Annotated in this window: 24 protein-coding genes; 14 read left to right on the top strand and 10 right to left on the bottom strand. The window is 47.5% G+C overall.

Going from position 1 to position 22,792, the window contains the following annotated elements; translation table 11 throughout:
* Positions 1-22 precede the first annotated feature (22 nt).
* Both B3G15_RS01460 and B3G15_RS01455 read left to right on the top strand, forming a co-directional pair.
* Entirely contained in the window at positions 23-760 is a 738-nt protein-coding gene (locus tag B3G15_RS01460) for a Bax inhibitor-1/YccA family protein (protein ID WP_195865361.1), read from the top strand.
* Positions 761-864: 104 nt separating this feature from the next.
* On the top strand, positions 865-1,404 hold the full coding sequence (locus tag B3G15_RS01455; protein WP_290714785.1) for a class I SAM-dependent methyltransferase: 540 nt from the start codon (positions 865-867) through the stop codon (positions 1,402-1,404).
* Positions 1,405-1,456: 52 nt separating this feature from the next.
* Here the strand turns inward: B3G15_RS01455 and B3G15_RS01450 are convergent, their stop codons facing one another.
* A complete protein-coding gene (locus tag B3G15_RS01450) occupies positions 1,457-1,762 on the bottom strand; it encodes a hypothetical protein (protein WP_035398001.1) in 306 nt (101 codons plus the stop codon).
* Between the two features lie 130 nt (positions 1,763-1,892).
* On the opposite strand from B3G15_RS01450, the gene B3G15_RS01445 reads away from it, so the two are divergent.
* From B3G15_RS01445 to B3G15_RS01420, 6 genes are all read left to right on the top strand, one after another.
* The gene (locus tag B3G15_RS01445) at positions 1,893-2,627 is read left to right on the top strand and encodes a nuclease-related domain-containing protein (protein WP_290714782.1); all 735 of its coding nucleotides are present in this window, start codon (positions 1,893-1,895) and stop codon (positions 2,625-2,627) included.
* A gap of 75 nt (positions 2,628-2,702) precedes the next feature.
* The gene (locus B3G15_RS01440; protein WP_290714779.1) at positions 2,703-3,125 is read left to right on the top strand and encodes a MarR family winged helix-turn-helix transcriptional regulator; all 423 of its coding nucleotides are present in this window, start codon (positions 2,703-2,705) and stop codon (positions 3,123-3,125) included.
* A gap of 68 nt (positions 3,126-3,193) precedes the next feature.
* The gene (locus B3G15_RS01435; RefSeq protein WP_290714776.1) at positions 3,194-4,204 is read left to right on the top strand and encodes a hypothetical protein; all 1,011 of its coding nucleotides are present in this window, start codon (positions 3,194-3,196) and stop codon (positions 4,202-4,204) included.
* A 182-nt stretch (positions 4,205-4,386) separates the two neighbouring features.
* Positions 4,387-4,701, top strand: a complete 315-nt coding sequence (locus tag B3G15_RS01430; protein WP_223041661.1) for an ArsR/SmtB family transcription factor — start codon at positions 4,387-4,389, stop codon at positions 4,699-4,701.
* 129 nt (positions 4,702-4,830) lie between these two features.
* Positions 4,831-6,135 carry an arsenic transporter gene (locus tag B3G15_RS01425; RefSeq protein ID WP_290714770.1) on the top strand — a complete coding sequence of 435 codons (1,305 nt, stop codon included), beginning with the start codon at positions 4,831-4,833 and terminating at the stop codon, positions 6,133-6,135.
* A gap of 20 nt (positions 6,136-6,155) precedes the next feature.
* Positions 6,156-7,814, top strand: coding sequence for an FAD-dependent oxidoreductase (locus tag B3G15_RS01420; RefSeq protein WP_290714767.1), 1,659 nt, complete (start codon positions 6,156-6,158; stop codon positions 7,812-7,814).
* A 126-nt stretch (positions 7,815-7,940) separates the two neighbouring features.
* Here B3G15_RS01420 and B3G15_RS01415 read toward each other — a convergent pair whose 3' ends face one another.
* On the bottom strand, positions 7,941-8,579 hold the full coding sequence (locus B3G15_RS01415; RefSeq protein ID WP_290714764.1) for an SDR family oxidoreductase: 639 nt from the start codon (positions 8,577-8,579) through the stop codon (positions 7,941-7,943).
* 263 nt (positions 8,580-8,842) lie between these two features.
* On the opposite strand from B3G15_RS01415, the gene B3G15_RS01410 reads away from it, so the two are divergent.
* The 5 genes from B3G15_RS01410 to B3G15_RS01390 all read left to right on the top strand — a co-directional run bounded on the left by B3G15_RS01410 (position 8,843) and on the right by B3G15_RS01390 (position 12,647).
* Positions 8,843-9,673, top strand: coding sequence for a transporter substrate-binding domain-containing protein (locus B3G15_RS01410; RefSeq protein ID WP_290714761.1), 831 nt, complete (start codon positions 8,843-8,845; stop codon positions 9,671-9,673).
* Positions 9,666-10,463, top strand: coding sequence for a transporter substrate-binding domain-containing protein (locus B3G15_RS01405; protein ID WP_290714758.1), 798 nt, complete (start codon positions 9,666-9,668; stop codon positions 10,461-10,463). Before B3G15_RS01410 ends, B3G15_RS01405 begins: the two co-directional genes overlap by 8 nt.
* 103 nt (positions 10,464-10,566) lie before the next feature.
* Positions 10,567-10,848: a hypothetical protein gene (locus B3G15_RS01400; RefSeq protein ID WP_290714755.1), complete on the top strand. Its 282-nt coding sequence runs from the start codon at positions 10,567-10,569 to the stop codon at positions 10,846-10,848.
* A gap of 79 nt (positions 10,849-10,927) precedes the next feature.
* Positions 10,928-11,878 carry an ATP-binding cassette domain-containing protein gene (locus B3G15_RS01395; protein WP_231681704.1) on the top strand — a complete coding sequence of 317 codons (951 nt, stop codon included), beginning with the start codon at positions 10,928-10,930 and terminating at the stop codon, positions 11,876-11,878.
* 1 nt (position 11,879) lies between these two features.
* On the top strand, positions 11,880-12,647 hold the full coding sequence (locus B3G15_RS01390) for an ABC transporter permease (protein ID WP_023467885.1): 768 nt from the start codon (positions 11,880-11,882) through the stop codon (positions 12,645-12,647).
* Between the two features lie 55 nt (positions 12,648-12,702).
* On the opposite strand, the gene B3G15_RS01385 is transcribed toward B3G15_RS01390, so the two are convergent.
* The 8 genes from B3G15_RS01385 to B3G15_RS01350 all read right to left on the bottom strand — a co-directional run bounded on the left by B3G15_RS01385 (position 12,703) and on the right by B3G15_RS01350 (position 19,675).
* Entirely contained in the window at positions 12,703-13,140 is a 438-nt protein-coding gene (locus B3G15_RS01385) for an Asp23/Gls24 family envelope stress response protein (RefSeq protein ID WP_050677037.1), read from the bottom strand.
* Positions 13,141-13,193: 53 nt separating this feature from the next.
* Complete coding sequence (locus B3G15_RS01380; protein WP_029341361.1) at positions 13,194-13,400, bottom strand: DUF2273 domain-containing protein; 207 nt, start codon at positions 13,398-13,400, stop codon at positions 13,194-13,196.
* 20 nt (positions 13,401-13,420) lie between these two features.
* Positions 13,421-13,963 (bottom strand): alkaline shock response membrane anchor protein AmaP, encoded by a 543-nt coding sequence (amaP, locus tag B3G15_RS01375; RefSeq protein ID WP_023467891.1) that lies wholly within the window; start codon positions 13,961-13,963, stop codon positions 13,421-13,423.
* Positions 13,964-14,298: 335 nt separating this feature from the next.
* Complete coding sequence (locus B3G15_RS01370) at positions 14,299-15,669, bottom strand: amino acid permease (RefSeq protein WP_064300124.1); 1,371 nt, start codon at positions 15,667-15,669, stop codon at positions 14,299-14,301.
* Positions 15,670-15,833: 164 nt separating this feature from the next.
* The gene (locus B3G15_RS01365; protein ID WP_290714740.1) at positions 15,834-16,715 is read right to left on the bottom strand and encodes a hypothetical protein; all 882 of its coding nucleotides are present in this window, start codon (positions 16,713-16,715) and stop codon (positions 15,834-15,836) included.
* A 58-nt stretch (positions 16,716-16,773) separates the two neighbouring features.
* Positions 16,774-17,367, bottom strand: coding sequence for a DedA family protein (locus B3G15_RS01360; RefSeq protein ID WP_023467894.1), 594 nt, complete (start codon positions 17,365-17,367; stop codon positions 16,774-16,776).
* A 123-nt stretch (positions 17,368-17,490) separates the two neighbouring features.
* Positions 17,491-18,810 (bottom strand): Na+/H+ antiporter family protein, encoded by a 1,320-nt coding sequence (locus B3G15_RS01355; protein WP_290715982.1) that lies wholly within the window; start codon positions 18,808-18,810, stop codon positions 17,491-17,493.
* A gap of 313 nt (positions 18,811-19,123) precedes the next feature.
* A complete protein-coding gene (locus tag B3G15_RS01350; RefSeq protein ID WP_035397969.1) occupies positions 19,124-19,675 on the bottom strand; it encodes a beta-class carbonic anhydrase in 552 nt (183 codons plus the stop codon).
* Positions 19,676-20,010: 335 nt separating this feature from the next.
* Between B3G15_RS01350 and adhE the strand changes: the two genes are divergently transcribed.
* Positions 20,011-22,605, top strand: coding sequence for a bifunctional acetaldehyde-CoA/alcohol dehydrogenase (adhE, locus tag B3G15_RS01345; protein ID WP_290714733.1), 2,595 nt, complete (start codon positions 20,011-20,013; stop codon positions 22,603-22,605).
* Positions 22,606-22,792 lie beyond the last annotated feature (187 nt).

Genomic DNA, 22,792 nt, shown 5'->3' with positions numbered 1-22,792 from the left:
ATCACAAAAAGGAGTGAAAGCAATGGCTTCGCGTTTTAAAGTAAACCCGGCATTGCGTCGCGGATTCGATACGGCACGTGTCGGAGAACGACCAATGACAAAAAGCGGTACGATGAGCAAGATTTTCTTGATGCTCGCTCTCGTCACGGCAGCAGCAGGGGGCAGTTGGTTCTTCCTCGCAGAAAACCAAGCGTTCCTATTCCCAGCCTTAATCGGTGGATTCGTCATCGGTCTAATCCTTGCCTTGATCATCACATTCAAACCAGCAACAGCTCCAGTCCTTTCTCCGGTTTATGCGATCGTTGAGGGTGTGGCAGTCGGAGCGTTATCGTTGATGTTCGAAAGTATGTACCCAGGAATCGTCGGAAAAGCAGTCGTTGCGACATTCGTCGTCGCGTTTGCGATGTGGTTCGTCTACTCGACGGGGATGATTAAAGTGACGCAACGTTTCCGTTCTGCGGTCACAGCAGCGATTCTCTCGATTTTCGTCTTGTATGCGGTCAACTTGATTCTCGCGTTATTTAGTGTCGACCTCCCATTCATGACAGGTAGCTCACCGATTGCGATCGGCGTTCAGTTCGTCATCGTCATCGTGGCATCCTTGTCACTCGTAATGGACTTCGATTTCATATCGCAACAAGTTCGCGCCGGTGCTCCGAAGTCGATGGAGTGGGTTGCAGCATTCGGATTGATCGTGACGATCATCTGGCTCTATATCGAATTACTTGATCTCTTGTATCGCCTCGCGGCGCGGGATTAACAGCAATAGACGACGGAGAATCCGTCGTCTATTTTTTTATCGAAAGCAGGGATGGTCGCGGAAAACAAGAAATGATAAAACGTAACTGAAAGGAGAGAAGATACATGAAAGAACGTATCGTCATTGGAGCAGGACCGTATCACAACAATCCCGGTTGGTATCATTCACAAGAAGATGAGTTGAATTTGCTCAATCGGTCCGATTGGGAACGATTGTTTTCGAACGACACGTTGCAAGCGATTCTTGCGGAACATGTCTGGGAGCATTTGACATTCGAAGAAGGGATTGACGCGGCAAGTCATTGTTTTACATACCTTGCACCAGGAGGATACGTCCGTTGTGCAGTGCCGGACGGTTATTTTCGGGATGAGGCATACCAATCAATCGTCCAAGTCGGTGGTCCCGGTCCAGTTGACCATCCGGCAGCGAGTCACAAAATCGTCTATACGTACGAAACGTTACGGAACGTATTCGAAGAAGCTGGGTTTCAGGTACGTTTTCTCGAATATTTTGATGAGAATGGGGTGTTCCATCAAGCGGATTGGGACGGCGCAGACGGTATCATTTTCCGTTCGAAACGATATGATCCCCGTAATGCAGAACAGATGAGATTTCCTTCGTTGATACTTGATGCATATAAATGAATACATAGTTGAAAAAGACCATCTGAACTTCGCTGTCAGATGGTCTTTTTGATCATAGTCCGTGCTCACTTTTTAGTTGATCGACGTATTGTTTTGCTTCGAGCAAGGACGATCCGAGCGTCTCTCGAACGCGTTTCACAGCTTCAACCGTCTTTCCTTCATGAAGCAACTGAACCAGTTCGACTTGTAACGCTGCTTCTTCTAGTGACACCTCATTCAGACCGAGGTGCTCTTCGATCCGTTGTAGCTTCTTCAGAATCGTTTGTTGGCGGCGTTTCGCTTCGTCTGCTTTTTGGGATAAGGACATCCAGATGAAGAATAAGACGATCAGTGGTGCGAACGTGACGACAGAATCCATGGTGAACACCTTCCTTTGTTTCACCGTACCATAGGATAGTCACCATAACAAATAGTGGAAAATGATGCAGAAATTGATTATGCTGATATAGTGGAAAATAAAGGGTTAATATGGAAAGGAGATAAATCTAGTGGATAATGTGTTAGTGACATTTTTACCGCTCTTGATTCAAATCGGACTGATCATGGTACTGTTCTTCTTCGGAACGTTTGGTCTGTTTTTCTTCGTAAAACGCAGTTCGTATCACAGTAGTCGTTATTATCGTTTAACGCGCGAACCGTTTTTACGGATCGTTCGTGATAAAGGGAAATGGGGCGAATACTTGACGACACGTCAACTCGATCAAGTTTCCGGATACGGCACGTATGTCTTTAATACATACTTACCACGTGCGCGTGGAGAAGGAACGACGGAGATCGATGTGACGTTCATTCATGAAAGTGGCATCTATGTACTCGAATCGAAAAACTACAGCGGGTGGATTTTCGGACGCGAGCAGGACCGTCAGTGGACGCAGCAGTTCCAGAATCGCTTCAAGCAACGGTTCTATAATCCGATCAAACAAAATGAAGGGCATCTCAAAAGCATGCAACGCTTCTTAGAAGGAACGGATCCCGCGCTCTTTCACTCCTTGATCGTCTTCAGCGAACGCTGTGAACTGAAAAAGATCACCGTCGATTCAGCTCATGTCCGTGTCTTGAAACGAAACGTCTTACGTAAGACGATCGAGCAACTCGCGACAGGAAAGCCATTGACACCGAGTCAAGTCGATACGATCGCGGGAAAACTCGGAGTTCATTCACAAGTCGATCGTGCCACGCAACAAGCGCATATCGATGGGATTCGTCAACGCCAGGCAAAATGAGACCGTTGACGGACTTGTTCTTCTTCAGGTATAGTGGATAAATAATAAGTAGTGCAACTATATGGAGATGATGGGATGAAAGAATCGGAATGGTCGCTTGGCATGCAATTATCCCGTAGTTATTATGCGTTCAAACGTGCTGCTGCTAAACGGATGGAAGCGTTCGGACTGACACCAGAGCAGTTTTCTGTCCTGAGCGAACTCGCTAAACAAGATGGTGTTTCGCAAAAGCAACTGGCACTCGTGACAGAACGTGATCAAACGACGATTGGTAAGATTCTCGATAAGCTCGGTAAAAAAGAATTGATTGTTCGAACGCCGGATCCCCGGGACCGACGAGCGGTTCTGCTCTTGATGACACGAGAAGGACGCGATATCGTCGATCGCCTCGGACCAGAGCTCGATCAGCTACAACTCGAAGCGTTCCGTGGACTCTCGCGAGATCAAATCGAGCAATTAAAGGAAACACTTGAGACCATTCACCGGAATGTGACGTGAATGGTTTTCCTTCGGACATATAGTTGCACGTGATATTATAAGTAATGCATATAAAAGGAGATCGTAATATGAAAGCATGGAAAGATGTCTGGTCAATGACACAAACGAAAGTGGGACTCGTCTTCGCGATTGTCGTCCCGCTCTTGTTCCTCGTCGTCTGGATGACTGGTTACGAAGGAACGACGGAACGACTCGATCAATTGAACGTCGGTGTCGTTGGCGAAGTGAACGACCCGTTCGTCACATCACTAAAAGAAGCACCGTTCACGGTCCAAGCAGTTCCGACCGAAGCGAAAGGGTTGGAAGCACTCGATGCCAATGAAGTCGATCTCGTTCTACAAAAGGATGATGCTTCGCGTCAACTGACGGCACACGTCAGCCAGTCGAATGCCGAATTCGCGAATGCAATTCTCGAGCGGGCAACGGAAACGATCGGCAAACAGTTGAATGGTGAGCCAACGTTCACGACGTCGGTCGTCACGGAGCATGCCGTCTCAGATTTTGCCTTGTCGATGCTGCCACTCATCCTCGGGTTCGTCATCTATATCGCGACGATGACGATGGGAATTCAATTCAATCTCGTCAGCACGATCTTAAGTAAGCGTCATTCGATCTGGTCACTATTTTGGAGTCGCCAACTATTACACGGGATCGTTCTTTTGGTTGTTCCATTGCTACTCGTTTCCGTGGCGCATGTATTAACGGATATTACGACACCATTCATCAAACTATGGGCGTTTGAGCTCCTTGTCGTCGCGACCTGTATCGCCGTCACACAGATGAACTTTGCGATATTTGGACCGATTGCTCCACTCGTCAATGTTGCGTTGATTCCGTTCCAATTGATGACTGCCGGAAACATCGTGCCGGCGAAGATGCTGGCACCGTTTTATCAATCCCTCGGAACGTTCTTACCTGTTCCGAATGCCGTGGCTGGATTCAGTCGATTGTTATTCATGAATGGATCCATCGGTACGCAAGTGTTGCATTTATCCCTGCTTTGTTTCGGTAGTTTTATCATAACGTGCTTAGTGCTGAGTTGGATGGAGCAACGACAAGCTCGACGTGTTGTTGCATGAAGAATGTAAGAAGAATCGTCATCGAATGAGATGGCGATTTTTTTGTTTGAAATCGATTTACGAAAAAATCATTGCATAACAAAATCGTTATATAATAATATGGTTATGTGAAAAGCGAAATTGATATTTTCGCTCCTGTATCATGCATGGACTATACGTATAACAGAGAGGAGGATACTCTAGTGATCGAGACAGCAAAACGGGTAGAAGAAATGAGTCAGTTCTTGAAGCTACTGAGCGATGGAACACGACTTGAAATTTTGCGAAGGCTACACGTTCGGGAACATTGTGTCTGTGATTTCGTCGAAATGTTTGATATTTCGCAACCGGCAGTCAGTCGTCATCTAAAATTATTGCGTCAATCCCAGCTCATCTTGGAACGACGGGAACGACAATGGATTTATTTTCGAATCAATCCAGATCACCCGCAACACAGATTGTTATTGACGATTTTAGCAGAAATGGACACGCCGGACATCCCGGACAGAAGCTGCTAAGACACATTGTGGATGAAATGGATTAGCCCGAGTAAGGCAGGGGAATTAAAACGATATTCCATTCTGAATGACACGTTCAAGGATGACGAATCGTTAACAAAACCACTCGAAATTTAATACAGAAATGAAGTGAACGCATTGACCGGTACACATTTACTAGCGATCGGAATTTTTCTGATCACCTTATTCTTAATCATTAAACAACCGAAAGGACTCGGCATCGGTTACTCCGCGATGGGAATGGCGCTCATTGCGCTATTGACGGGAGTCGTCAACCTCGATGATGTCTCGACGGTCTGGGGCATCATCTGGAATGCCACCTTTACTTTCATCGCTCTGATCATCATCTCATTGATTCTTGATGAGATTGGGTTCTTCGAATGGGCGGCACTCCACATGGCACGCATCGCACGAGGTGGTGGTGTCAAACTATTCGTGTACATGACATTACTCGGTGCTGTCGTTGCGGCTTTATTCGCGAACGATGGGGCAGCCTTGATTCTGACACCAATCGTCCTCGCGATGGTTCGTCACTTGAAACTTCCGGATTATGTCGTGTTAGCCTACGTATTCGCTTCCGGATTCATTGCCGATACGGCCAGTTTACCGTTCGTCGTCTCGAACCTCGTCAACATCGTCTCAGCAGACTTCTTTAACATCGGGTTTACGGAGTATGCGTCACGGATGGTGTTCGTCAATCTCTTTTCTGTCATCGGCAGTCTGATCGTCTTGTATCTCTATTTCCGAAAGAGTATCCCAAAGAATTACGATGTCGCGCAACTCGTCGCACCCGCAACAGCGATCAAGGATCAACGGATGTTCAAGCTTTCATGGTTCGTCCTCATTTTGCTTGTCGTCGGATACTTTACGAGTGACGTCATCGGCATTCCCGTCAGTCTTGTCGCTGGAATCATCGCTTTGTTCTTCTTATTGATGGCACGCCGTTCACCGAGCGTACCGACGAAAAAGGTCATCGGTGGTGCACCGTGGGCGATCGTCTTCTTTTCACTTGGCATGTACATCGTCGTCTACGGACTTCAAAATGCAGGATTGACACAAGTTCTCGCTGACATCATTGATGGCTTTGCGACGAATTTAGCAGCCGCGACATTTGGTATGGGCTTCTTGGCTGCCATCTTGTCGTCCATCATGAATAACATGCCGACCGTCATGATTGATGCCCTTGCGATCGACTTGAGCCAGGCAACTGGAACGATTCGAGAAGCGCTCATCTATGCGAACGTCATCGGATCTGATCTTGGACCGAAGATCACGCCGATTGGTAGTTTAGCGACATTACTTTGGTTGCACGTGCTTCGAACGAAGGGTGTGAAAATTGGTTGGGGTCAATACTTTAAAATCGGAACGATTCTGACGATCCCGACACTTGCCATCACATTGCTTGGCTTGTATATCAGCTTGATACTTTATTGATTTTCAAGGAGGAACGAGAGATGAAATTGATGATTATTGGTTCAGTTGCTGCGGGAACTTCCGTTGGAGCAAAAGCACGTCGTAACAGTGAAGAGTTGCAAATCACGATTTATGATCGGGATCAGGACATCTCGTATTCAGGTTGTGGGATTCCCTACTTCGTCGGTGGGGAGATCGCTGACATCGACGAATTGACACCGCGCGATGCCGCTTTCTTTAAAAAACGATATAACATCGATATTCATACACAACACGAAGTCGAATCGATTGATCATGCGACAAAAACGGCGACGATCGTCAATCTCCTGACAGGGGATCGTTTCACGGACACGTATGATACGTTAGTGCTGGCAACCGGTGCTTCAAGTATCATTCCACCACTTCCAGGCGTTGAACATGAGAATGTCTTTACGGTTCGAAATGTCCGCAATGCCGACGCGATCCGGTCCTACATTGATGCTCACGATCCGAAGACAGCAACGATTGTCGGCGGAGGATTCATCGGACTCGAGATGGCAGAGCAATTGACGTATCGCGGTATTCAAGTCACGCTCGTCGAACGCTTGCCGCAAGTCATGCCGCCACTTGATCGCGATATGGCAGAACGTGTAGCGGATCATTTGAAAGATAAAGGGGTATCCCTCTTGCTTGGCGAATCCGTGACAGCGTTCAACGGAGAAGAACGTATTTCTGAGGTCGCGCTTGAGAGTGGAAAAACGATCGAGACGGATCTTGTCATTTTATCTGTTGGCGTCAAGCCGAACACGGGTCTTGCGAAACAGATCGGTGTGGAGCTCGGTAAAACAGGGGCGATCGCAGTCAACCGTCACATGCAGACGAATGTAGCCGATGTCTACGCAGTCGGCGATGTCGCGGAGAGTTTCTCCGTCATCACGGGTGAGGCACTTTATCGTCCGCTTGGTTCAACAGCAAACAAGATGGGACGGATTGCCGGAATGGTCATTACCGGAGAAGAAGCGGAGCACCGTGGTATTTTAGGGACAGGAATCTTTAAGGCGTTCGATTTGACTGTCGCTCAAACGGGGTTGACGGAAAAAGAAGCGCGTGAGTCAGGCTATGACATCGAAGTCTTGCATAACATCAAACCAGATCGTCCGGAATACATGGGCGGGAAAGAGATGACGATCAAAGCGATTGCCGATCGGGCAACAGGGCGAGTTCTCGGAGCCCAGATCGTAGGTCCGCAAGGTGTCGACAAACGGATTGATGTCCTAGCGACAGCGATCACCTTTAAAGCGAAGGCAGAGGATTTATTCCATCTCGACTTAGCTTACGCTCCACCGTTCGCGACGACGAAGGATCCCGTTCTCTATACGGGAATGGCACTCGATAATGCCATCAAAAAAACAGCGCGTTTGATGACACCGAACGAATTAATTGACCAAGTCGCGAATGGGAAGTCGTTCCAAATCATCGATACACGCTCAAAAGCCCAATTTGAAAAAAACCATGTCGATGGAGCAATCCATATTCCGCTTGGTGAACTACGGACACGCGCAAAGGAATTGGATCCGACGTTACCGACGATCGTCTACTGCAACAAAGGCGTGACGGGGAATGCTGCGCAAAACGTCTTGAAAAATCTTGGATTTACGGATGTATGCAACTTATCAGGTGGCAATAAGAACTATCAACATATCAAAAAATGTTTGTCATAATCTTGAATTGAGTTATATAAGAATTTCTAACCATTATGTAAGAAGTGCACACCTGCTTTTAATGAATAGACAAGATTTTGTTTATAAAAAGCTCACGTCTCGAAAATGGAGACGTGAGCTTTTGTATTAGAATAACTCGTTGATTGGTGTGTCACCTTCGAGTAGTGTGACGACTTGCTTCGACGCCTTGTCGTGACCGATTGCAGCCAGAATGACGCGTGCGACATCCTCGCGCGGAATTTTTTTGGTTGCTTGTTCGGACGGATCCGTCGTGACGTTTCCTGTGCCGGCTTCATCTGATAGTCCGCCTGGGCGAAGAATCGTGTAATTAAGTGACGATTCTTTCAGGACACGATCCGCGTAGCGTTTTGCAATGTAATACGGCTTCATGCTGTCGGACCATGTTTCCGGCGAATCGGCATTCAAGGCACTGACCATGATGAACTGTTTTGCATGGATTGCTTCCGCTGCTTCGATCGCTTTGACAGCACCGTCGAAATCGATCAGCATCGTCTTGTCCGCTCCTGTGTGACCGCCGGATCCTGCCGTAAAGATGACGACATCTGATCCTTGTAATGCATCAGTGATCGTCGCGACGTCCGCTTCCAGATCGAGATGGACCGGGGTATGACCTAATTTCTCAAAATCACTGAACTGGTTCTTGGAACGTAATCCTACTTTGACATCGTGCTCCGAATCCTGCAGTAAGCGAGCAGCATGACGACCTACTTTACCATTTGCACCAATGATGAAAATCTGACTCATGTTCCATTCCTCCATTTCACGATTTGATGATTCTGTTTCAGTATGGAAAAGACGGGGGGTTCTGTAAAGAGAGACGACTTGTAGAACTGTAACCGTCATCAAAATATCTTTTTAACGCTTTTATGCATAAAATCATCAAATTATCTTGAAATCACGTGTAAGTGTGGTAGGATAATGACTATTACCCACACCGAAAATCATTTGGGTTAAATTGTAGCAATATTCGGTGAATGGGCAACGACGAAACAGAAAGGAGAGATACGATGAGAAAGAAACCATGGCTACTGGCAGGACTTGTTTTGACAGGCGTTGCCGCTTGGACAATCTGGAATCAACAGACGGATGCCAAAGCACATGACATCTTCGAAGACCACAAGCTGGTCGTCGGGACGACGGGGGATTATAAGCCCTTTACATACTGGAACGAGGAACGGAATCGTTATCAAGGCTTTGATATCGATGTCATCCAAGCGTTCGCCAAAGCAGCAAATCTTGATGTGACGTTCGTCAAGACGACATGGCCGACATTATCGGAGGATACGAAATCAGGCAAGTTTGATATCGCTGTCGGTGGCATCACGAAGAAAGTCGAGCGCGAGGTCGTCGGAGACTTTACATTGTCGTATTTCTCCTTTCAAAAAGCACCGCTCGTAAATAAGAAAGATGTCGAACGCTTGAATTCGCTCGCTGCAATCAATGATCCAGCAGTCAAAATCGGTGTCAATCCGGGTGGCACGAACGAAGCGTTCGTGAAGAAGCATTTTCCGAAGGCAGATGTGACCGTCTTTGAGAACAACTTGGACATTCCGAAAGCCGTAAAAAGCGGACAAGTCGATGTCATGGTGACGGACGACATCGAGGCGTTGCATTACGCGACAGAACTCGATCTTGCGGTGCCGAAACTGACAGAGGCGTGGGAACCAGCTGAGATGGCGTATTTGATGAAACCGGACCAAAAACAGCTTGGAGATGTCTTCCGGGTCTGGATTGAAAGTGCAGAGGGGCAAGAACAGGTTGAACAACTAAAGAAAAAATGGAACATCGTCTCGACGCGTGAGACGGTCGGAGCGAAAGGAGCGGGAGCACATGAGTAAATGGGGATGGATCGTCGTCGGAGGTGGCGTCTTATTTGCGAGCTTATTGACGCTATGGCAAACGGAGCAACCACGACGTGTACAAGCGAAGAATGTCTTTGCGACGAAAAAAATCGTCGTCGGAACGACTGGGGATTACAAACCATTCACGTACTTGAACCGGAAGACGAACGAGTACGAAGGGTTCGATATCGAAGTGATCCGTTCATTCGCGAAGACGACCGGCATCGATGTCGAATTCGTCCCGACGACATGGCCCACGCTGTCTGCTGATCTTGCTAGCGGGAAATTCGATATGGTCGTCGGGGGTGTGACGAAAAACATCGAGCGCGAGATCATCGGCGACTTCACGTCGAGTTATCTGTCATTCCAAAAGACACCGCTCGTCCGTAAAGAAGATGCTAAACGGCTTGCTTCGATCGAACAAATCAATCGTCCAGACGTGACGATTGGTCTAAATCCAGGGGGAACGAATGAACAGTTCGTCCGTAAGACGTTCACGAAGGCGAACATCGTCATGTATGAACAAAATCTCGAAATCCCGCATGCAGTCGCATCGGGCGAAGTCGATGTCATGATCACCGATACGGTCGAGGCGATTCATTATGAAGCGCTCGACAAACGACTCGCAGCACCAAGAATTCAAGAAAAATGGATTCCGGCGGAGAAGAGCTACCTCGTCCGAGAGTCGGAAGGGGACGTCGTCGATGTCTTCAATCTGTGGATGCAATCGCACGAAGGTCAAGAAGAGATGGAGCAATTAAAAGAGAAATGGCAAGTAGCGTCATAAGTGAATCGTGTCTCCTGACAGCAGGAGGCACGATTTTTTAGTAACAGGAATCTAATGGGAAAGGGCGAACAAGTATGTAGAAGTAAATTAGGAGGAAACCAATATGTTGAAAAATTTGTCAGCAAGGCGATGGCTCATCATGACCGTTCTTTTTGCTGGTATCACTTACGCATGGATCGTCATCGGAGATGCATGGATCAATCCTACATTGTTATTCGCAGGGGCGATTGTACTTGCGAGTGGTACAGTGGTTTCGTTTAGTCTCGCGTTAGCCCGAACTGTTCGATTAACAGGAATCGGATTAACGATGATGCTGGTGTCGATCGTCACAACGCTCGTAGTATCTGCCGGCGTCTTGTATGGTGTGTATCAGATTGTAGCATAATCGTTAAAGCTTGAATCAAGGCATCGAATCAGATGTCTTTTTTTGATTCGAGATCAGAAAAAACGGGAAAATCTTGGACATGACTTTGAATTCAGGGAAAGAAGGAATGAAGATGATTCATGTCGAGAACTTGACGAAGACGTACGATGGGAAAGATGTCGTCAAAGGCATCTCGTTTGATGTAGAGGCAGGAGAGATCTTTGCTTTTCTAGGACCGAACGGGGCAGGAAAGTCGACGACCGTCCAGATGCTGACGACGTTGATTCCAATTTCCGGAGGTCGGGCGACGATTCAGGAATTTGATGTCGTCAAACAGGAAAAACAGGTCCGATTGCAAATCGGGGTCGCCTTGCAAGATACCGGCATCGATGAAGATTTGACCGGACTTGAATTACTCGTCTTACAGGGAAAATTATTCGGATTAAGTCAGACGGAAGCAAAAACACGGGCAGAGGAATTGTTGCAGCTCGTCGGACTCGATCAAGACGGTCAGCGTCGATCAGGTACTTACTCCGGCGGGATGAAACGACGGCTTGATCTGGCATTGACGCTCGTCCATCAACCGACTGTCTTGTTCCTTGACGAACCAACGACAGGACTCGACCCCGCGAGCCGTGTACAAATCTGGAACGAGGTCCGACGATTAAACGAAGAGTTCGGAACAACGATCTTTTTGACGACACAGTACTTGGAAGAAGCCGATCAGCTAGCCGACCGAATCGCGATCATCAATGAGGGACAATTGATTGCGGAAGGAACGGCAGCTGAGCTGAAAGCAGCAAACGGAGAAGAGCGGATCGAATTGACGCTAGCTGAAAAAGAGAACGAACGGATCGTCTTAGAGACGTTTGCCGGTCGTCAGGAAAAAGACCGTCTCGTCATTCCTTCGCGGGGAACGGAGACATTGCGCGCGGTCGTCCGTTTTCTCGATGAACGAAAAATGGTCGCTACGTCACTGGTCGTCAAACAACCGTCGCTTGATGATGTCTTCATTCGTTTGACTGGACAAGCTTATAAGGAGGAATCGTGACATGATACGTGAAACGTGGTTTTTGATGCGTCGGAGTCTCCTCGTCACGTTACGGAATCCGTTTTCCTTCATTCCGAACTTGATCATCAGTGTCTTCTTCCTGCTCGTCTACACGAGTGGTTTGTCCGGAATCTCGAATTTACCGCAGTTCGACGGCGTCGATTATTTGAACTTCATTTTGCCTGTTTCGATCGTCTCGGGTGCTGTCGGCGGAGCAGGGGGAGCGGGGCAAGCACTCGTCAAGGACATCGAGAGTGGTTATTTCGCTCGACTCTTATTGACACCCGTCTCGCGAACGGCAATCGTCCTCGGACCAATGCTTGCCGGGATGCTGCAATTATTCGTTCAAACGTTACTGATTTTCGGGATGGCCTTTTTGCTTGGTCTATCGATTCCAGTCGGTGTTAGCGGCTTTTTCTTGACGATTTTACTCGCGCTTGGCTTCGGTCTCGCCTTTGCCGGTTATTCGGTCGGTGTCGCTTTGAAGACACGGAATGCGCAAGCCGCTCAAGCCGGAACGCTCTTATTCTTCCCGCTGATTTTCTTGTCAACGACGTTTGTGCCGAAAGACTTGATTGAAGCCGAGTGGTTGAAGATTGCTGCGACAATCAATCCGACGACCTATATCATGGAAGGCATGCGTAGTGTACTGACTCGTCCGGAAATTGATTGGTCGGTCTACTGGCAAGGTTTGATCGTCGCTGCTGTTCTCAGTATTGCGATGGTGATCTTTGCTGCGTTGAACGCACGCGGGGCATTGAAAAAGTAAAAAATGGACCCGTTTTTAAGCGGGTCCATTTTATGCGGCTATCTAGTTGACTGTCTTATTTCAAATCGCGTTTTTCTTCCTCTTCTTTCGACGATTTACTTTTTGCGTCGAACTCAGAACGTGTCATGACATCTTCGACATGCATGTTGATTTCGATGACATCGAGTCCTGTCATATCATGGACTGATTTTTTGATTTTCGTTACAGCGTCTTGGAAGATGGAAGGGATGTTTTTGCCGTACTCGACGATGACTTTTAAGTCGAGTGCGACTTGTCGTTCGCCGACTTCCGCGTCGATGCCTTTTGTGATATCTTCCGTGCTCCGGAAACGATCTGTCAATCCACTCATGAAGCCACCGCTCATTGAGAGGATGCCTTTGACATCATTTGATGCGATACCGGCGATTTTTTTAATGACTTGATCTTCGAATGTGAGTTTGTTTTCGCGTACTACTTCGTTTTCGTTTTGTTTAGTGTTGATTTCGTTAGCCATGAGAAATCTCTCCTTTTAGTGTAAGTTAAGTGATTTTTATTTTCTGTCTATGCTCAATCCCGCTGAAAGAACTGAATCCATCCTTCAACATCGAGCGCATTATCCCGCCACTGACCGATCAGGTAACCGATTGTTGCGAATACGATGATCAACAACGTCGGTCCAAAACCGATCGTCAAGAACAAGATGGCGAGGATCAGTCCGACTAGCCCGCCAAGTAGACGGTAGCGATACGGACGAAGTGCTTCGCTCGTTTTCATGATCTTCCTCCTCTCGGATCTTAGACGACGCGTTCAGACGTTTTGGTCTTCGTGTCACTGATTCGGACGCGTGTTTTTGTGACAGGTAGTTCGAGCAACGATTCGACCGCGTTCTTGGCGCGTTCTTGAATGTCTTTGCCGATTGTCGGCAAGCCTTCTTGACCGAAGACGGAACAGTCGACTTCTAACGCGACGGTTTCTTTTTTCGAGTGAATATCCGCGTTGACGCGTGGCGAACGTACGCCGTTGATACCACGAATCGACTCGAGTGCCGTTCGTTCGATCGTTTGCTTAGAGATCGTGATATTCCCGTCACCCGTCTGAATCAGGAGACGTTGTCCTTTTGAACGACTGAGTAGTCCAGTGAATAATAGAATGACAAATACGAATGCTAGGAAGCCACCAAGTGATAAAATCGTGTAGCTATACCATTGTTGATCTTGCCACTGTTCAATCAAAGGACTGAGTCGTGGAACATCATAGACGCCAAGTACAAGAAGACCGACGCTGACTAAACCGAGAATGCCGATCAGAACGAGTAGGAAACGATTGAATCCGTTCATGTTACATCTCTCCTTTCTGCCGTTAAATTGTTTTAACGTGATTGTTCTACACATGAAATATTATGTGTATGGTGAGAATATTCCCGCTCAAACGAACTCGAAACATGAAAATGCACTTAGAATGAAAAGACTATTTATTCTGAAAATTCATCTATTTATTAGAAAAATAGTAGATGAAATACGGCTTTACGCATTGAAATCAAGAATGTTACGACGTCTTAAGGGTTTAAGCGTTCGCGAAAAATATCTATCATGAATATTATTCAATGTCAATATAGAAAATCATCTCCATCAAAAAATTCCTCTCATGCGGTCATGAGAGGAGAGACAGACGTTTATTTTTCGATTTTCGGTACTTTTACGATGTAATAGACCGTACTTAAGATCAAGAAAGCGACTCCGATTAAGATCGAGACGCGTGTCTCATCGTTGAACAACATCCCGACGAGCACTGTCAACAGCGCGACGATCGACAGATAGTTCGTCACCGGCGCACCGGGCATCTTGAACGGATGTGAGGCTGTCCGTTCACTTTCGAGTTTACGATACCGGATATGACTGATTAAAATCGCGAACCACGGTACCATCCCTGGTAGTACCGAAGCACTGTAGACATACACGAAGATATTCGTATCCTTCCCGAGAACGAGTGGCAAGGTGATATCGAGAATGACACCGAAGAAAATCCCGATTGAAATCGCTAAGACCGTGTAGAATGGAATGCCGCGTTTGTTGACCTTTAAGAAGAAGGACGGCACTTGTTCTTTTTCAGCCAATGCATAGATCATCCGGCTTGCGCTGAAGATCCCGGAGTTACAACCGGATAAAGCGGCCGTGATGACGACGAAGTTGATGATCCCGGCAGCAATCGTGACACCGACCTTGGCGAATGTCGCAACGAACGGACTGCCGAGATCAGACAACTCATTCCACGGATACACCGTGACGATGATGAAGATGGAGCCGACGTAGAAAATCAAGATTCGCCAGACGACACCATTGATCGCCTTCGTAATGTTCTTCTCTGGATCTTTCGTTTCTCCAGCTGTCACGCCGATCAACTCAACACCGATGTAAGAGGCGAAGACGATCGAGAGCGCAAAGAAGAAGCCGGTGAAACCATTTGTGAAGAATCCACCGTTCGCCCAAAGATTCGAGAAGCCGACCGGATTTCCGTCATTTCCTAGACCAAAGAAGATGATTCCAAGTCCAGCGACGATCATTAGAAGAATCGTTATTACCTTGATTGAGGCGAACCAAAACTCGAGTTCACCGAACATCTTGACGGAAGCAAGGTTCGCAAGCGTCAAGAGAATGATGACGACGACGCCTGGAATCCAAGTCGGTAGTTCCGGCCACCAGAAGCGTAAGTATGTCCCGACAGCGATGACTTCACTCATCCCGACGACGACCCAGTTGAAGATATTACTGCTTGCTGTCAAGAAACCAGCTGCTGGATGGATATAGTCGTTTGCGAACTTTGCGTACGAACCACTGTGAGGATGGGTGTAGACCATCTCACCAAGTGCCCGCATGATGAAAAAGATAAAGACTCCTGCTAGCATGTACGCAAGTAAGACGGATGGACCCGTCCAAGCGATCGTGCTTGATGCCCCAAGGAACAAACCGACCCCGATCGTTCCACCAAGTGCAATCATTTGTACCTGTCGTGCTGTTAAATCGCGTTTCAAATTCGAACTCATCATTTCCCCCAAAAAAAATTCTGTGACGTCATAATGTTCAGACAACTTGCCCGAATAACTATAACGCTGAGTATACTATCCTCAGATAGAACTCGGCTAGTCTTTTTGAAAATTTGAAATGAGGTTTTCAAAAATCAGAAATTCATGAAACGATTGTGTAACAGCTTTCATTCGTTGGCAATCAAAGCCGGGAGGTGTCGATCCAACTTACCGAAAAACAACTGATTCGAGGTGGATAAAACAATCAAATCTTGACGCATTGTAAGTTCACCTGACAGGATTTCACCCTGTTCAGACACGAATCGAATCGAGCGAATCGGCTGAAAGATAGTCCCATCCCGCTTTAATAATTGGACATCCTCGTGATCGGCAGCGAGAAGGTATTCACCATGACGAGCAAACTGGGAAAAAGCAATCGTTGGTGCTTCACAGACTAAATCCTCTTGACTGATACGGACGAAGCGAAAATCGGAATAATAGAAAAACCAGACTTCCTTTGACGAACAAACGTTTAAAGCGTAGCAGTCATCAATTGGATATTGACGATTTTTATACTGGACCTCACCGCGGTCGTTGAAGGCAACGAGACCAAACGCTCCGTTTGAACTCGTCATTGCGTCCGCGTAAATGCCCTCATCGAAATAACTGACCCAGATCTGACCTTGTTCATCGATTTGAACGTTCTGAATCCCATCGTCGAGACAGTAGCTATCGAGTATGTGCCCTTGAACATCATAAATGAATGCATTCGGCATCCAGGAGCCGTCGATGTCGTCATCGCAGCGTGAGGCGACGAGCAGGAGCCGACCGTCCGGGAAACGATCAACGAACGAGAAATCAGTTTCTGACTGAGCGACGATCGTCGTCTTACGCCACTCGTCCTTTAATTGATGGATCGACAAAACCGTACGACCGCGCGCTTCATCCAATGTCTCTTCAACGAGTAGGATGTGTCCGTCGACACTGATACCGGTCGCGACCGGCTTACCGTTCCGATAGGATGCAGTCAAACGACGGAGTGGAAAATGAGCAAGTGGGGATGTGAGCATGGCAGGACCTCCTGTTTGTTTAAAAAAGCAGTCCGTCGTCAGACAGACTGCTAGTTGTTCAAACCGTTCGTTGACGGCGTTTGTAGATAACGTAGAAGATGATCAAGACAACGGCAGCGATTAGGACACCGTTCGTATAAGGTGCTGCTACTTCTTTGATCGAGCGCCAGTTCGTTCCGAGCGTTTCACCAAGATACAGGAACAAAATTGACCACGGAATGATCGCAAGCACCGTATAGAGAGAGAACTTCGTTTGATCCATCTTAGCAAGACCTGCCGGAATCGAGATGGCATGACGAACGACGGGGATGAAACGGGCTCCGAAGATGACGCCTTGACCATATTTCAAGAACCAACGCTCGGCTAAGTCCAAGTGATGCTCTGAAATCAAAACATACTTCCCATATTTCAGGATAAGGGGACGACCGCCGTAGCGAGCGAACCAATATAAGAATAATTGCGAGAATAATCCACCGATGACGGCAGCGACGATGGCGAGCGGCCAGCCGATCGTTCCTTGGGAAATCATGAATCCACCGTAAGAGAGGACGATTTCACTCGGTATGATTTCAATCATCAACCCGAGGGCGATGCCGAAATATCCGAGATCGGCAAGCGAAAGTAAAATCTGGTTGACGACTTGAGATAACACGTTAGACAACTCCTTTGTATCAGTTCATTCCTTTATTTTAGAGAACCGGCGACGAAATGAAAAGGAAAAAAACGGAGACAATTCAAAAGACGGATTCGCGATGACAGCGAATCCGTCTTGTTTTTATAATACGACCGCAGCGATCGTACCGAAGATGAGTAATGGAATGTTGTAATGCAGGAACGTCGGAATGACCGTTTCTCGCATGTGATCGTGCTGACCATCAGCATTCAAACCACTCGTTGGTCCGAGTGTCGAGTCAGACGCCGGGCTACCCGCGTCACCGAGCGCACCGGCTGTACCGATGATGGCAATCGTCGCTTCTAAGCTGAATCCGTACTGGATACAAAGTGGAACGAAGATGGCAGCGATGATCGGAACGGTCGAGAAACTCGAGCCGATCCCCATCGTGACGAGAAGACCAATCAAGAGCATGACGAAGGCGGCAACGAGTTGTGAATCGCCCATCAACGCTTTCGAATTCTCGACGAGTGGCTCGATATCGCCCGTCTTACGCAAGACGTTCGAGAAGCCGTTCGCTGAAATCATGACGAAACCGATGAATGACATCATGCGCATACCGCGTGTAATGACGTCATCTGCTTCACTGAAACGAACAAGACGAAGCAGCAAGAAGAGGATCAACCCCGTCGTCGCAGCGAGAATCATCGACTCCGTTTGCAGTTGGACGATCAATGTCGCGATGACGACGATACCACTTAAGACAAGCTTCGTTTTCGTGATGACTGGGATTTCATAATCGTCCGGTGCGATGTCACGCATCTCATATGTCCGTTCTTTACGATATGAGTATAGACCGATCAAGAGACCGACGACCATCCCGAGTGCTGGAATCGCCATCGCTTCGATGACGGATGCTCCTGCTGTATCGAGACCATTTGCCTTCAAGTTCTTTAATAGAATCTGGTTGAGGTAAATGTCTCCGAATCCGACTGGTAGGAACATGTATGGTGTCACAAGACCAAACGTCATGATGATCGCAATCCGGCGTCGATCCATCTTCAATTGATTGAAGAGACCAAGAAGCGGCGGAATGATGATTGGAATGAAAGCGATGTGGATCGGCAACACGTTTTGTGAACTGATCGCAAGCAAGAGAATCGCAAACAAGATGAATCCTTTTAATTTTTTGACGGAAGCGGCACTTGCGTTACCACGCGAACGCGCAATCAAAGAGTGAGCAAGTGCATCCGGTAAGCCCGTTTTCGAGAGGGCAACGGCAAATGCACCGAGCAACGCGTAGCTCAGGGCGATTTCTGCCCCGTCACCAAGACCACCGGCAAACGCTTCGGTTGTTTTCGTTAAATCAAGACCACCGACGAGACCACCGGCAAACGCACTGATGACCATCGCGAGCACGATGTGGACGCGGAAGATCGCTAAAATAAACAGTAAAAAGACGGCAAACAATACGGCGTTTATCATTCAGTAAAACCACACTTTCTTTTGTTATCACTGTACTATACTAAAGTATCTTACAGCCATGTTGGAATGCTGTCAAGAGTAAAAGTCTGACCTCGTAATCAAAAGATGAATGATACGCTTATTAGCTCTCTACAAGATGATACATTCTGTTATACCCCGAAGCATGAAGTGAGAAGCGTTTTGATCACTGAAAATGACTCATACGAAAAAACGTGCCATCCTTCTCCGGTAAGAGAGGATGGCACGTTATCTTTAGTTTAAAGCGGAGTAAATCATCCAATTCTATTTGCGTTTCTTCTATAGAGAGTGATCAGCAATCGACGACGTCAAGCTTACCAGTACCTGGATCGATGACGAGTCCGTGGACGTTCGTCCCAGGTGGCAGTAATGGGTGGTTCTTCACGAGGCTGACTGAGTGAGCGACGCTTTCTTGAACTGACGTGAAGCCACGCAACCATTGATTCAAATCAACCCCGGATACTTCGAGTGTATGAAGAATCTGTTGGTCGATTCCCCGATCCTTCATCTCGTTGATCATGTGGTTAGGATCAATCGTGCTCATGCCACAGTCGTGGTGACCGATGACGACGACTTCTTCAGCGCCAAGAGCATACAACGCAACGAGAATCGAGCGCATAACGGAGCCGAATGGGTGCGATAGGATAGCGCCGGCATTTTTGATGATCTTCGCATCCCCGTTCTTAAGACCAAGTGCGTGTGGGAGGAGCTCCGTCAAGCGGGCATCCATACACGTCAGGATGACGACCTTTTTGTCTGGGAACTTATCCGAGACGAACTGCTCATACTGTTTTTCGGCGACGAATCGCTCGTTGAAGGCTAGCATTTCCTGTACAACTGACATTCAAGTGTCCTCCTTTAGTGGTAGCTCTTAATATGTCCCCATATCAGAATACAAGATGATGAAACGGCTATCAAGTCACGAAAATGCAAGGTGTGACAAATCGCACACATTCATGTACATGAAGCAAAACGATAAAAAAGAAGAATTTACAACAGTTGTAAACGCTATCAAAGGTGTGAGGGAATTCACAGGATGGTCATGCACAAAACAGGAAAAAGGGGTTATGATTGATTTGTGAAGGAAAGCACAAACTATTGAAAAACAGCTTGGCATTCCTGACATAATGGTTGGCAAATCAAACTCAGATTCGTTCCACGACAGGGAGGAAACCACTCATGGCTGTGAAAGAAAAAACAAAATCGACGGCAACGCCGGTCGAACAAGCAGTTGGGCAAATCGTTGAAAAAGGGCAACGTGCATTACAAGAATTACTGACATTCGATCAAGAAAAAATCGACACGATCGTCCGGGATATGGCACTTGCCGGACTTGAACGGCACGTCGAACTCGCTCGTCTCGCAGCAGAAGAGACGGGACGCGGTGTCTTTGAAGATAAGATGATTAAAAATATGTTTGCGACAGAATACATCTACAATAGTCTACGTCATGAAAAAACGGTCGGGATTCTCGAAGAAGATGTCCAAAACGGTATCACCTATATCGCTGAACCGGTTGGTGTCGTCTGTGGTGTCACACCGGTCACGAACCCGACATCAACGACGATGTTCAAAGCATTGATTGCAATTAAGACACGCAACCCGATCGTCTTCGCATTCCATCCATCGGCACAACGTTGTTCCGTTGAAGCAGCGAAAACACTCCGTGACGCAGCCATTAAAGCAGGTGCGCCAAAAGACTGTATTCAATGGGTCGAAGAACCATCACTTGAAGCAACGAAAGTCTTGATGAACCATGAAAAAATCGCCATGGTCCTTGCGACAGGTGGAGCAGGAATGGTCAAATCAGCGTATTCAACTGGTAAACCGGCACTCGGTGTTGGACCAGGGAACGTTCCGTGTTATATCGAACAGTCTGCGAAAGTCAAACGGGCAGTCAGCGATCTTGTTCTCTCAAAAACGTTTGATAACGGGATGATTTGTGCGTCTGAGCAAGCCGTCATCGTCGATCAAGAGATTTATGCGATGGTTCGTACGGAAATGGAAGCACTCGGTTGTTACTTCTGTACACCGGCAGAAAAACAACGCCTCGAATCACTCGTCATCAAAACCGATACATGTGCCGTCAACGCGGACATCGTCGGGAAACCTGCGACATGGATCGCAGAAAAAGCCGGCATCGATGTTCCGGAAACAACGGTCATGCTCGTCGCGGAACTCGAGCACGTCGGAGCGGCAGAACCATTGTCTCATGAAAAACTCAGTCCCGTCCTCGGTGCGTATCGCGTCGCTTCGACCGAAGAAGCGTTCACGATTGCTGAACAAATGCTTGAAATCGGAGGTCTCGGTCATACAGCTGTCATTCATACGACGAACGATGACTTGATGACAGCGTTCGGACTCCGCATGAAAGCCTGCCGGATCCTCGTTAACAGCCCATCTGCTCATGGCGGAATTGGTGATCTGTACAACGAGTTGACACCATCTCTGACACTCGGTTGCGGATCATACGGGAAAAACTCTGTTTCTGAAAACGTAACAGCGAAACACTTACTCAACGTCAAAAAGGTGGCGAGACGACGCGTGAACATGCAATGGTTCAAAGTCCCTGAAAAAATATACTTCGAAAAGAACTCTGTTCAGTACTTGCGGTCGATGACTGACGTTTCACGCGTCATGATTGTAACCGATCCAACGATGGTACAGTTCGGGTATGCCGATAAAGTGATTCAAAACTTGCCACAGTCCGTCAGTTACCGGATCTTCGACCAAGTTGAACCAGATCCATCGGTGACAACTGTTCAGACGGGTGCTCAAGCGATGCGTGACTTTAAACCCGACTTGATCATCGCTCTTGGTGGTGGTTCAGCAATGGATGCTGCGAAAGGAATGTGGCTCTTCTACGAACAACCGAACGAAACGTTCTCGAACTTACGTCAAAAATTCCTCGATATCCGCAAACGGGCATATCAATTCCCGGCACTCGGTCGTCAAGCGAAGTTTGTCGCGATTCCGACGACTTCTGGTACGGGTTCAGAAGTGACACCGTTCACCGTCATCACGGATAAAGAGAAAAACGTCAAATACCCGATTGCTGACTATGCATTGACACCAGACGTCGCAATCGTTGATCCAGAATTCGTCATGACCGTCCCAGCTTCAATCACTGCTGATACTGGAATGGATGTCTTGACACATGCAACAGAAGCATACGTCTCGGTTCTTGCGAACGACTATACGGATGGACTGGCACTGAAAGCAATCAAGATGATCTTCGACTACTTGCCACGAGCATATGCTAACGGATCAGACGCCGAAGCACGCGAAAAAGTGCATAACGCGTCAACGATGGCAGGGATGGCATTCGCGAACGCCTTCCTCGGCATCAACCACTCGATCGCACACAAAATCGGTGGCGAATTCCACACACCACACGGACGGACGAACGCGATCCTGATGCCACATGTCATTCGCTATAACGCGTCACGACCAACGAAACTAGCAGCATTCCCGAAATATGAATCATTCGTTGCCGATGAACGGTATGCTGACATCGCACGCTACCTCGGTCTTCCGGCAGCAACGACGGAACAAGGGGTCGAATCCCTCATTCAAGCGGTTGCTGATCTTGGGCAACGTCTCAACATCAAGATGTCATTCAAGGCGCAAGGCATTCAAAAAGCAGACTTCGAGGCAAAACTCGATAAGATGGCAGTCGATGCCTTCGAGGATCAATGTACGACGGCGAATCCGAAGATGCCGCTTGTCGCTGAGTTACGGACGATCATGGAACAAGCATACGAAGGCATCTAATAGAGAAAAAAATACCATGGCACCTGATCGTTCAACCGGCTTCTCACTGTGAGAAGCCGGTTTTTATTTTGGAAATCAGTGGAGACAGTCGGAGAAAAGGTGGGATATAATGGCTGTTGAATGAATTTGATGTTTTTGGTTTCGCTGTAGCAGGAATATTCAAACATCAGACATAAAAAGGAGGAAA

The organism is Exiguobacterium sp. UBA1053, from assembly GCF_002316465.1.
Classification (GTDB): domain Bacteria; phylum Bacillota; class Bacilli; order Exiguobacteriales; family Exiguobacteriaceae; genus Exiguobacterium_A; species Exiguobacterium_A abrahamii.
The sequence above is the reverse complement of the archived record's forward strand: the minus strand, read 5'-3'. Positions and strand labels throughout refer to the sequence as shown.